The 10,932-nt window shown below is 67.9% G+C and carries 12 protein-coding genes; 10 read left to right on the top strand and 2 right to left on the bottom strand.

Annotated features, from left to right (window positions below; genetic code table 11):
- The first annotated feature begins 50 nt into the window (after positions 1 to 50).
- The 3 genes from RRU_RS19080 to RRU_RS19070 all read left to right on the top strand — a co-directional run bounded on the left by RRU_RS19080 (position 51) and on the right by RRU_RS19070 (position 2,630).
- Complete coding sequence (locus tag RRU_RS19080; RefSeq protein ID WP_011391445.1) at positions 51 to 716, top strand: LolA family protein; 666 nt, start codon at positions 51 to 53, stop codon at positions 714 to 716.
- Positions 717 to 1,104: 388 nt separating this feature from the next.
- Positions 1,105 to 1,806 (top strand): fumarylacetoacetate hydrolase family protein, encoded by a 702-nt coding sequence (locus RRU_RS19075; protein WP_011391444.1) that lies wholly within the window; start codon positions 1,105 to 1,107, stop codon positions 1,804 to 1,806.
- Positions 1,807 to 1,829: 23 nt separating this feature from the next.
- Positions 1,830 to 2,630, top strand: coding sequence for an exodeoxyribonuclease III (locus RRU_RS19070; protein WP_042440290.1), 801 nt, complete (start codon positions 1,830 to 1,832; stop codon positions 2,628 to 2,630).
- A gap of 3 nt (positions 2,631 to 2,633) precedes the next feature.
- On the opposite strand, the gene RRU_RS19065 is transcribed toward RRU_RS19070, so the two are convergent.
- Both RRU_RS19065 and RRU_RS19060 read right to left on the bottom strand, forming a co-directional pair.
- A complete protein-coding gene (locus RRU_RS19065; protein ID WP_011391442.1) occupies positions 2,634 to 4,640 on the bottom strand; it encodes an acetoacetate--CoA ligase in 2,007 nt (668 codons plus the stop codon).
- A 114-nt stretch (positions 4,641 to 4,754) separates the two neighbouring features.
- A complete protein-coding gene (locus RRU_RS19060; RefSeq protein ID WP_014626639.1) occupies positions 4,755 to 5,852 on the bottom strand; it encodes a penicillin-binding protein activator in 1,098 nt (365 codons plus the stop codon).
- A 212-nt stretch (positions 5,853 to 6,064) separates the two neighbouring features.
- Between RRU_RS19060 and rsmI the strand changes: the two genes are divergently transcribed.
- The 7 genes from rsmI to RRU_RS19025 all read left to right on the top strand — a co-directional run bounded on the left by rsmI (position 6,065) and on the right by RRU_RS19025 (position 10,889).
- Positions 6,065 to 6,934 (top strand): 16S rRNA (cytidine(1402)-2'-O)-methyltransferase, encoded by an 870-nt coding sequence (gene rsmI / locus RRU_RS19055; RefSeq protein WP_014626638.1) that lies wholly within the window; start codon positions 6,065 to 6,067, stop codon positions 6,932 to 6,934.
- Complete coding sequence (locus tag RRU_RS19050; protein WP_011391439.1) at positions 6,931 to 7,308, top strand: YraN family protein; 378 nt, start codon at positions 6,931 to 6,933, stop codon at positions 7,306 to 7,308. The genes rsmI and RRU_RS19050 overlap by 4 nt, the downstream gene beginning before the upstream one ends.
- 143 nt (positions 7,309 to 7,451) lie before the next feature.
- Positions 7,452 to 7,973: a BON domain-containing protein gene (locus RRU_RS19045; RefSeq protein WP_162470637.1), complete on the top strand. Its 522-nt coding sequence runs from the start codon at positions 7,452 to 7,454 to the stop codon at positions 7,971 to 7,973.
- 183 nt (positions 7,974 to 8,156) lie between these two features.
- Positions 8,157 to 9,113, top strand: a complete 957-nt coding sequence (gene gshB / locus RRU_RS19040) for a glutathione synthase (protein ID WP_011391437.1) — start codon at positions 8,157 to 8,159, stop codon at positions 9,111 to 9,113.
- The gene (locus RRU_RS19035; RefSeq protein ID WP_011391436.1) at positions 9,110 to 9,562 is read left to right on the top strand and encodes a MaoC family dehydratase; all 453 of its coding nucleotides are present in this window, start codon (positions 9,110 to 9,112) and stop codon (positions 9,560 to 9,562) included. Before gshB ends, RRU_RS19035 begins: the two co-directional genes overlap by 4 nt.
- Positions 9,559 to 10,260 (top strand): energy-coupling factor ABC transporter ATP-binding protein, encoded by a 702-nt coding sequence (locus RRU_RS19030; protein WP_011391435.1) that lies wholly within the window; start codon positions 9,559 to 9,561, stop codon positions 10,258 to 10,260. Before RRU_RS19035 ends, RRU_RS19030 begins: the two co-directional genes overlap by 4 nt.
- Complete coding sequence (locus RRU_RS19025; RefSeq protein WP_011391434.1) at positions 10,257 to 10,889, top strand: energy-coupling factor transporter transmembrane component T family protein; 633 nt, start codon at positions 10,257 to 10,259, stop codon at positions 10,887 to 10,889. The genes RRU_RS19030 and RRU_RS19025 overlap by 4 nt, the downstream gene beginning before the upstream one ends.
- Positions 10,890 to 10,932 lie beyond the last annotated feature (43 nt).

Here is a 10,932-nt window from a genome sequence, read left to right as displayed (position 1 = left end):
GGAGGGGATGGCCCGCCCTTCCGATCCTCTTCTCCCGCCAAGGACTCCCCATGGCTCCGAAATCGCTGTTTGCCGCCCTTGCCTTGTTCGTCGCCCTCGCTGTCGGTCTGCCGGCCGGGCCGGCCTCGGCCCAGGAGGCGCGGAGCATTCTTCCCCAGTTGACCCAGGACCAGCGGGCCTTCGTCGCCCGGGTCGAAGGCTATCTCAATGGCGTCCGCCGGGTGCAGGCCCGCTTTCTGCAGGTCTCTTCGACGGGCAATTACGCCGAGGGAACGGTGTCGATCAGCCGCCCCAACCGCATGCGTCTGCAATATGATCCGCCCGCCGATCTTCTGATGGTCGCCAATGGCAGCCAGCTGGTCTATTACGACCGCGAGCTTGATCAGGTGTCCTATATCGGTCTCGACTCGACGCCGCTTGGCGTGTTGCTGCGCGACAAGATCGAGCTCAGCGATCCCAATATCACCGTGACCGCCTACCGCGAGGCCAAGGGCGTGGTGGAGATCGCCCTGGTTCAGACCAATGACCCGGGGCAGGGCACCCTGACCCTGGTTTTCACCACCGATCCCTTGGAATTGCGCCAGTGGCGGGTGCTCGACGCCCAGAACGTCGAGGTTTCCGTCTCGTTGTTCAATCCCCAGGTCGGCCTCGCCCTCGACCCCAAGCTGTTCGTCTTCAGCGAAAAGGCCGAGCGTCCCCAGCGCGACTCCCGATAAGTTTGCGGCCCCAAGGGGCGAAGGGGTAGGCATCTTAAAAACGCATATCTGCTATGCGTCGATTGCATTGGAATTTTTCCAAGTCAAACCTATCTAGTCTGGTATCCGGTGCGGATCATCGATCCCCGCCGTTGGAGGGTTCGGTTTCCCCTGCCGCCCTCTGGCTCCGACAGGAGTATCCGCCGATTGGTTACCCCCCTAACCGATCGGTGAAGACAAGACGCCCGGCAGCCCCCCCTGCCGGGCGTCACGTTTTTTAAGGGGCCGGCTTCCGCGCTTTCCCCCATCCGTCCTATAGTCGGCCCCCCTGACGGCCGCCGATCCCCCGGGATCTCGCCGGGCCGATCCGCCCTCCCTCAAGGAGAGCCCTCCCTCAAGGAGAGATCGCGTGCGCTTCGTTCTTCCTCCCTTGCCCCGCACGGCCATTCCGGTAAGCGGAACCGACGGTTTCTTCCCGGTGGGCCGGGTGTTCTGCGTCGGCCGCAACTACGCCGACCACGCCCGCGAGATGGGCGGCGATCCGCATAAGGAGCCGCCGTTCTTCTTTTCCAAGCCGGGGGACGCGGTGGTGCCGCTGGGCGGCGCCGTGCCCTATCCCCAGGCGACCTCGAACCTCCATCACGAGGTCGAACTGGTGGTGGCCCTGGGCGGCGGCGGCCATGACATCGCCCCCGATAAGGCCCTCGATCTGGTCTGGGGCTATGCGGTGGGGATCGATCTGACGCGGCGCGACCTGCAAGACAGCGCCAAGAGGGCCGGCCGCCCCTGGGATATGGCCAAGGGCTTCGAAGCCAGCGGCCCGGTCGGGGCGATCACCCCGGCGGCGACCACCGGCGCGCTGACCTCGGGCGCCATCAGCCTTTCGGTCAATGGCGTTCCCCGCCAGACGGGCGATCTGAAGGATATGATCTGGCCGGTCAGCGATGTCATTTCCTTCCTGTCCCGGCTGATGGTGCTGCGCCCGGGCGACCTGATCTTCACCGGCACGCCGGCCGGCGTCGGCCCGGTGGAGGAAGGCGACGAGCTGAGGGCCGAAATCGCTGGCCTCGACCCGCTCACCCTCACCCTCGTCGCCGGACCGGTCCTCTGAGCCCCCCGGCTTCGCTCCGACCGCTGGCGATCGCCACCTGGAACATCAACTCGCTGCGCCTGCGCCTGGATCAGGTGGCGCGGCTGGTTGAAAGCCGGGCGATCGACGTGTTGTGTCTCCAGGAGATCAAGGCGCGGCCCGACCATGTGCCGACCGCCGCCCTGGCCGAGATGGGGCTGGTCCATCAGGCCCTTCACACCATGCCCGGCTATAACGGCGTCGGCATCTTCTCGCGCCTACCCCTGGAAGACAGCACGCCCTTTGACTGGTGCGACCGCGTCGATTGCCGCCACCTGCGCACCCGGGTCGCCGGCTTCACCCTCCACTGCCTTTATATCCCGGCCGGCGGCGATATCCCCGATCCCGAGGAAAATCCCCGCTTCCGCCACAAGCTGGCGTTCTTCGACGCCCTTACCGACTGGTTCGACCGCACCCTTGATCCCGACATGCCGGCGATGGTGGTGGGCGATTTCAATGTCGCCCCGCTCGAGACCGATGTCTGGGATCACCGCAAGATGCGCGGCGTGGTCAGCCATACGCCGGTCGAGGTCGCCAAGCTGGGCGCCCTGCAGGCCAGCGGGCCGTGGATCGACGCCATGCGCCGCTTCGTGCCGCCCGAGGAAAAGCTGTTCACCTGGTGGAGCTACCGGGCCAAGGACTGGCGGCTGACCAATCGCGGCCGGCGGCTTGATCACATCTGGGTCACCCCCGCCCTGGTCGATCGCCTGCGCGGCCTGGAGGTGATGGACGACACCCGCGACTGGACCCCGCCCTCGGACCATGTGCCGGTGATCGTGCATATCGACCCGCCAACAAAGGGCTAAGCCCTATCCCGCCAGTTCGGGGCGTCCGGCGAAGTCGTCGAGCGCCTCGGGGTTGGCCAGGGCCTCGCGGTTGCGCACCGGCCGGCCGTGGACGACCTCGCGCACCGCCAGTTCCACGATCTTGTTGGATTTGGTGCGGGGAATATCGTTGACCTGAACCACCTTGGCCGGCACGTGGCGCGGCGTGCAGGATTGACGGATCCGCGCCTTGATTTTGTCCTCAAGCTCGGGCGTCAGCGTCAGTCCGTCGCGCAGCACGACGAACAGCACCACCCGCACATCGCCTTGCCAGTCCTGGCCGATGACGATGGCCTCGCGCACCTCGTCAAGGGTTTCAACCTGCCGATAGATCTCGGCGGTGCCGATGCGCACGCCGCCGGGATTGAGCGTCGCATCCGAGCGGCCATAAACGACGATGCCGCCGTGGGGGGTCAATTCCACCCAGTCGCCATGGGTCCAGACCCCGGGGAAGCGCTCGAAATAGGCGGCCTTGAACTTCGCCCCGTCGGCATCGTTCCAGAACCCAATGGGGCTGGAGGGAAAGGCCCGGGTGCAGACCAGTTCGCCCTTCTGGCCGACCAGCGGCCGGCCCTCGTCGTCGAAAACCGCCACCGCCATGCCAAGGCCGCGCTTCTGGATCTCGCCGCGAAACACCGAATCAATTGGGCTGCCCAGCATGAAACACGACAAGATATCGGTGCCGCCCGAGATCGAGGCCAGTTGCACATCGCCTTTGATGGCGTCGTAGACGTAATCGAAGCTTTCCGGGGCGAGCGGCGAGCCGGTGGAGGCGATCACCCGCACCGTCGACAGATCATGGGTATCGCTAGGCCGCAACCTGGCCTTGCGCTGGGCGTCGATCCATTTGGCCGAGGTGCCAAAGAAGGTGCAGCCCTCGGCCTGGGCGTAATCCCACAGCACGGCGCCATCGGGATAAAACGGCGATCCGTCATAAAGCAGCACGGTGCAGCCCGCCCCCAAGGCCGCGGCCAGCCAGTTCCACATCATCCAGCCGCAGGTGGTGAAATAGAACACCCGGTCGCCGGGGTGGGCATCGGCATGCAGCACATGCTCCTTCAGTTGCTGAAGCAAGGTGCCGCCATGGCCGTGAACGATGCATTTTGGCACGCCGGTGGTGCCGCTGGAATACAGGATATACAGCGGATGATCGAAGGGCAGCCGCAGGAAGTCCGGCTCGCCGGCGGTGAAATCGCCGATGAACGCCGCCCATGACGTGGCGCGGGGGATGGCAGCGGGCGCATCGCCCTTGCCGGCGAAGGCCACTTCCACCACCTGGGTGATCGACGGCACCGCCTTGACCAGGGTGGCGACCTTCTCGCGGCAGTCATGGACCTTGCCGTTGTAAAAATAGCCATCGACCGTGAACAGCACCTTGGGCTCGATCTGGCCGAAGCGGTCGATCACCCCCTGGGCGCCGAAATCCGGCGAGGCCGAAGACCACACCGCCCCCAGGCCGGCGGTCGCCAGCATGGCGATCAGGGCCTCGGGCATATTGGGCAGATAGCCCGCCACCCGGTCGCCAACCCCGACGCCAGCGCGGCGCAAGCCTTGTTGAACCAGCGACACCCGGGCGCGCAGCGTCGGCAGATCAAGGCGTTGGGTCGGATGGTTCTCGACGCGGAAGACCACGGCGTCGCCCGGGCGCTGGGCATGGGGGGCGAGCAGGGTTTCGGCGGCGTTGAGCCGGGCGCCGGCGAACCAGCGCGCGCCGGGAAGCTTGCCCGGATCATCGACCACCGGCCCGTCGCCCTTATCGCCGATGACCCCGCAAAAATCCCAGACCTCGGTCCAGAAGGCGGCCGGGGCATCGATCGACCATTGCCACAGGGCATCGTAATCGGCCAGGACGACGCCGTGGCGCTCTTCGATGCGGCGGCGGAAGGCGTCAAGCCGGGTGGCGGCGATGCGCTCGGCCGAGGGAGTCCACAGCGGCGGCGCCGGCTCGCCCTTGGCAAAACCCGAAATCACCGCCTGCTCGCTTTCTGTCACGTTCGCTCCTCCCTGACGGTGGGGGGCGGCCCGACCCGCGCCATCCCCGTCAGGGAGATTGTATCGCCCCGTCGTGAATGCAATACAGCCTGGGGTTTTATCCCCAGGGCTTTTTTAGTATCCGACGGTGGCGAAATTGGTCGGCGCCGGTTCAACCTGCACCGTGCCGTCGCGGGTGACCTCGCGGATGGCCAGCCCGCGTTCCACCGTGCCGTCGGGGCGGAAGCGGAAAATGCCATCGACTCCGGCGAAGCCGTTGGGATTGCGCACGCCATCGACGGTGAGGGCGCCAGCCCCCCCCCGGGCGAGGACGGCGGCCAGGGCCGTCGCGTCATAGCCCAGGCCGGCGATGCTCGGCGGCACGGCGCCATAGGTCGCCTGATACTGGGCCTTGAAGGCGGCGGCGCCGCTTTCATCGGGGGCGGCGAAGCGGGCGCCGACCAGCAGCGGCTCGCGGCCCAGGCCGGGTTCGTCGTTCCACAGCATGGTGCCCAGAACCATCGCCTGCCCGGGGTTCAGGCCCGAATAGGCGAGTTGGGCGGCCACCGCCTGCAGCCCCAGGCCCTTATCCGACAGCAAAAGCGTATCGAAGCCGCCGGCGGCCAGAACGCGTCCGGCCGGCTGGGCGACGCCTTTGCCCGTCGGATCGTAGTATTCGATGGCGGCGACGCGCAATCCGGCCTCGGCGGCGACCCGGCGGGCGGCCTCGGCGGTGGCCTGACCGAGCGGCGTCGCCGGCAGCAGGGCGGCCAGCGTCGTCCGCCCCTGGCCTCTGGCGTGGCGCAGCACCCGGCGCACCTGTTCTTCGACCAGGAAGCCGATCAGATGGACCGAGCCGCCGGCCACCGTCTGATCGGTGGAAAAGGCCACCACCGGCACCCCGGCCTGTTGGGCGAGCGGGCCGATGGCGCGCACCGAGTCGGCAAACAGCGGGCCGATGATCATCCCCGCGCCCTGCGACAGGGCGGTGCGCGCCGCCTGGGCGGCGCCGCCGGCGCTGCCGGCGGTGTCATAGGGCTGGAGGACGAAATCCTGGGGTCCGACCTCGATGGCGGCGATCTGGGCGGCGTTGAGCAGCGCCTGACCGGTCTGCGCGGCCTGACCGGTCAAAGGCGCGAGGAAAGCGACACGGGCGGCCTGACCCCGCCCCTGGTCAAGCAAACCGGGGCCGCCCATCGGCGCGCTTTGCACCGGCGGGCTGGGCTGGGCCATCGGCGGCGGTTCATAGCTTGACGGCGAGGGGGGTGCCGGCTCACGATTCGCCGCGCAAGCGGCAAGGCCAAGACCGAGGGCCGCGATTATCGCCATGCGGACGGAGCGCCAGCCCCGGTTCCGCGTCATTTCACAGCCATCCACCGGTGACCCTCCCCTTGTCAGACACCATATCCGATCAACAGCCTACTCATGCTCCCCCCGGAAGGCAATTGGCGCCCGGCCTTCATCTGGTGGGAACGCCGATTGGCAACATGGGCGACATCTCGGCCCGGGCCATCGACGCCCTGGCCGGAGCCGATCTGGTGGCCTGCGAGGATACCCGGGTGACCGGCGGCTTGCTCCATCGCTTGGGGGTGTCGGCCAAGCTGACGCCCTATCACGAGCATAACGCCGATGCCGCCCGCCCGGCCCTGCTGGCGAAATTGGCCGAGGGCGCGGCGATCGTTCTGGTTTCGGATGCCGGCATGCCGCTGGTCTCCGATCCCGGCTATCGGCTGGTGCGGGCCTGCCACGAGGCGGGAATCCGCGTCACCGCCGTTCCCGGCCCCTCGGCGGTGCTGACGGCCCTCGCCCTGGCCGGCCTGCCCACCGACCGCTTCCAGTTCGTCGGCTTCCCGCCGCCCAAGCCCGGCAAACTTGGCACCTTCTGCGCCGAGTTGGCCGAGGTGCGGGCGACCCTGGTGCTGTTCGAGGGGGTATCGCGCCTTGATCGCACCCTGGCCGCCCTGGCCAAGGCCTTGGGCGACCGCGAGGCCGCCGTCTGCCGCGAATTGACCAAGCTGCACGAGGAGGTACGGCGCGGCACCCTTGATACCCTCGCCGCCCATTACGCCGAGGCCGGCCCGCCCAAGGGCGAGGCGGTGATCGTCATCGCCCCGCCCGATGCCGCCGCCCCGCCCTCGGCCGGGGTTCTGGACGACCGCCTGCGCCAGTTGCTGGATGCCGGCGAAAGCGTGCGCTCGGCCGCCGAGCGTCTGGCGGCGGAAAGCGGCGTCGCCCGCCGCGCGCTCTATCGACGCGCCCTGGAGCTGGCCGGCAAGGCCGATGCCGAAGATCGCGAAAGGCCGGGGGAGCGGTGAGGCGGTCGCGGCGCCAGGGGGAACGCCGGGGGCGCTGGGCCGAAAGCCTGTGCGTATGGTGGCTGCGCCTGCACGGCTGGCGCATCCTTGCCCGCCGCTTCCGCAGCGGCCGGGGAACCGGGGCCGGCGAGGTTGATATCATCGCCCGCCGGGGCCGGTTGGTCGCCTTCATCGAGGTCAAGGCCCGGGCCGAGGCGGCCCGCGCCCTGGAGGCGATCACCCCGCGCCAAAGGATCCGCATCACCCGGGGCGCCGAGGCCTTCCTTGGCCGCTTTCCCTTGCCAGAGAAGGGGCAGGCGCGGTTTGATGTGATGGTGATCGCGCCCTGGGCTTGGCCCAGACATCTCAAGGACGCCTGGCGACTCGGCTTGTAAACCCTCCCTCCCCGAACGAAAGGCCAGGAATGGTCCCATGCGCCGCGTCTGACGCAAGGGTTTGCCCAGCCCGCCGCCGGCCCTGGCCGTGGGCGGTTCTTCTCCTTCTGGCGGGGTTGCCCGGCGCCTGCTCGCCTGTGGGCATGGCCATCGGCGCCGGGGCCAAGGTGGCGACCATGGCCACCGAGGAGCGCGGCTTTTCCCAGGCGGTCGATGACACCGCCATCGCGCTGGCGATCAACGCCAAATTCGGTCAAGCCGGCCCGGCGGTTTACCGAAATGTCTATACCACCGTACGCGAGGGCAAGGTGCTGCTGACCGGCGAGGTCGCCAAGCCCGCAGACAGGATCGAGGCCGTCCGCCTGACCTGGACGGTCAAGGGCGTGCGCGCCGTCGTCAACGATCTGACCATGCCCACCGGCCAGGATGGCGTCGATTTGGCCCGCGACGTTTGGCTGGCCAACCGCATGGACACCGATTTGCTGTTGGACAGCGAGATCCAGGCGGTGAACTACACCGTCGATGTCGTCGGCGACACCCTTCACATCATGGGCATCGCCCAGGACGCCCGCGAACGCGACCGGGTTCTGGCCTATGCCCGCGCCCTGCCCCACATCCGCAAAATCGCCGACCACACCCGCCTGAAAGCCGACCCTTCGCCGTGAAACTCCGGCGGCCTTGCCGATGGTGAATATCAACGTGAATGACATCACAGGAAAAAAGATGTGCCCTGCGTCGGTTGATCAAGCAGCCCCGCCTTGGGCTCTTTTGCGCTGGGGGATGGCGCGGGCGTGGGGTTGTGCCTATCTTCGGCTGACTTTTCTTCCTCCCCGGGGCCAGGAACGCCTATGACCCAGTCTTCGACTACCCTCCGCGTGGCGATCCAGATGGATCCCATGGCGGCGATTGATATCAACGGCGACAGCACCTTCGCCCTTGCCCTGGAAGCCCAGGCGCGCGGCCATCGGCTGTGGCATTATCTGGCCCAGGATCTGGTGTTCCGCGATGGCAGGGTGACGGCGAAGGCCCATCCTTTGAGCGTGCGCCGCGAGGCGGGCCACCACTTTTCCTTTGGCGCGCCCGAAACCATCGACCTGGGGTCCGATGTCGAAGTGGTGCTGATGCGCCAGGATCCGCCTTTTGATATGGCCTATATCACCGCCACCCATCTGCTTGATCACATCCACCCCAAAACCCTGGTGGTCAATGATCCGACCGAGGTGCGCAACGCCCCGGAAAAGCTGTTCGTCACCCGCTTCCCCGAGTTGATGCCGCCAACCCTGATCACCCTTGATCGGGCCGCGATCGCCGCCTTCCGCGCCGAATGGGGCGATATCATCGTCAAACCCCTGTATGGTAACGGCGGCGCCGGGGTGTTCCACATCGCTCCGGGCGACGAAAACCTCAATGCCTTGCTTGAAATGTTCGCCCAACGCTCGCGCGAGCCGGTCATGGTCCAGCGCTACCTGCCCGAAATCCGCCAGGGCGACAAGCGGGTGATCCTGATCGACGGCAAGGCGGCCGGCGCCGTCAACCGCGTGCCCGCCGCCGGCGAGGCGCGGTCGAACATGCATATCGGCGGTCGTCCGGAAAAAACGCCGCTGACCGCCCGCGATCTGGAAATCTGTGAAGCCATCGGCCCGATTCTGCGCGAAAAGGGCCTGCTGTTCGTCGGTATCGACGTTATCGGCGACTGGCTGACCGAAATCAACGTCACCTCTCCCACGGGCATCCAGGAAATCGACCGTTTCGACGGGGTTTGCCTGGAAGCCGACCTTTGGAATGCGATCGAGGCCAAACTGTGACCCTTTCTTCGACCACCGCCCCCCTTGACCAGCCGATCCCCCAGGCCACCGCCGACGCCTTTTGCGCGCTGACCGGCGATGACCAGTGGATCCACATCGACCCCGCCCGCGCCGAGGCCGAGGGGCTGGCCGGCGGCGATACCGTCTTGCCCGGCGCCCTGCTGCTCAGTCTGGCGGTTGGCGGCCTGGGCAAGGCCCTGGGCTATCCCGAGGGCACGCGCAGCTGGCAGCGTTCCTATGAGCGGGTGCGCTTCCTGCGCCCGGCGCCGGTGGGCAGCCGCCTGCGCCTGGAAGCCCGCGAGAGCCGCCGCCGCCCCGCCGGCACCGGGCGCGAGGTCGTTGTCGCCAATGTCAGCCTTTACAGCGATCTGGTCGAGGCCGGCCCGGTGATGGAAGGCTGCTTCACCAGCCTGCTTGAGGTCGCGGTCCAGCCAGACACCGCGGAATGACCCAGACCATCGTCTTCACCGGCGTGCGGGTCGAGGCCGAGGACGGCCGGCCGATCCTGCACGATCTGACCCTGACCCTGAAGGAAGCCCGGGTCGGGATCATCGGCGCCAACGGCGCGGGCAAAAGCACGCTGATCCGCCTGATCAACGGCCTTGCCAAGCCCGCCGCCGGCACGGTGGAGGTCGATGGGATGAGTGTCGCCAAAGAGGTGCGGGCGGTGCGGCGCAAGGTCGGCTTCCTGTTCCAGCACCCCGACGCCCAGATCGTCATGCCGACCCCGGCCGAGGACATCGCCTTTGGCCTCAAGGGCCTGAAGCTCGACAAGGCCGAGGTCGCCCGCCGGGTGGCCGCCGCCCTGGCCCGCTTCGGTCTGGCCGGCTTTGACGACCGCCCGGCCTATATGCTCTCGGGCGGCGAGAAGCAGCGCCTCGCCCTGGCCGGGGTGATGGCGCTTGATCCCGAGATCCTGGTGATGGACGAGCCGACGACCATGCTTGATCTCGCCGGTCGCAGGATGTTCGCCCGCCTGGTCGCCGGACTGGCGCAGCGGGTGGTGCTGGCCACCCACGACCTCGACCTGCTGGCCGCCTATGACCGGGTGCTGGTCATCGATGGCGGCCGGATCGTCCATGACGGCCCGCCGGCCCAGGCCCGCGCCTTCTATGAAACCCTGATCAGCGCGCGGGACGGCGGATGATCGCCGCCCTTTATGTTCCCGGGCGATCGATCCTTCATCGCCTGCCCGCCGGGGCGAAGCTGCTGGGGCTGGCGGTGCTCGGCACCGTGCTGTTTCCCGTGAACAATCCCTGGGCGCTGTGCGGGCTGGCCCTGGCGATCTTTCTGGTCTATCCGGCCTGCGGCCTGGGCTGGCGGCGGGCGGTCGGTCAACTGCGCGCCCTGGCTTTCTTCCTGGTGCTGATCGCCGCCAGCCAATGGTGGCTGGCCGGCTGGGCCGAGGCGGTGGCGGTTTCGGCCCGGCTGGTCGCCCTGGTGCTGGCCGCCTCGCTGGTCACCTATACCACCTCGCTTTCGGCGATGATGGCGGCGCTCGAAGGACCGCTCAAACCCTTCGCCCGCTTCGGCCTGCGTCCCGAGGTCGTGTCCTTCGCCCTAACCCTGGCCATCCGCTTCATCCCGGTGCTGATGGGGCTGGCCAAGGAGACCCGCGAGGCGATGGCGGCGCGCGGCCGCGAAAGGGCGTGGTTCGCCCTGGCAGTGCCGATGATCATCCGCGCCCTGCGGTTGGCCGATCAGGTCACCGAGGCGGTGGAGGCGCGGGGGATGGACGTGGCGCTTGACCAAACGGCGCCCGGCAAAACGCCCTGAGGGCCGCCGTCCCAGGCGCGCCCATCCCCCCGCCCGGATCTTA

Origin of the sequence: Rhodospirillum rubrum ATCC 11170, from assembly GCF_000013085.1 — a bacterium.
GTDB classification, from domain to species: Bacteria; Pseudomonadota; Alphaproteobacteria; order Rhodospirillales; family Rhodospirillaceae; genus Rhodospirillum; species Rhodospirillum rubrum.
Note: the sequence above shows the minus strand (reverse complement) of the source record. Positions and strands in the feature narration are given on the sequence as shown.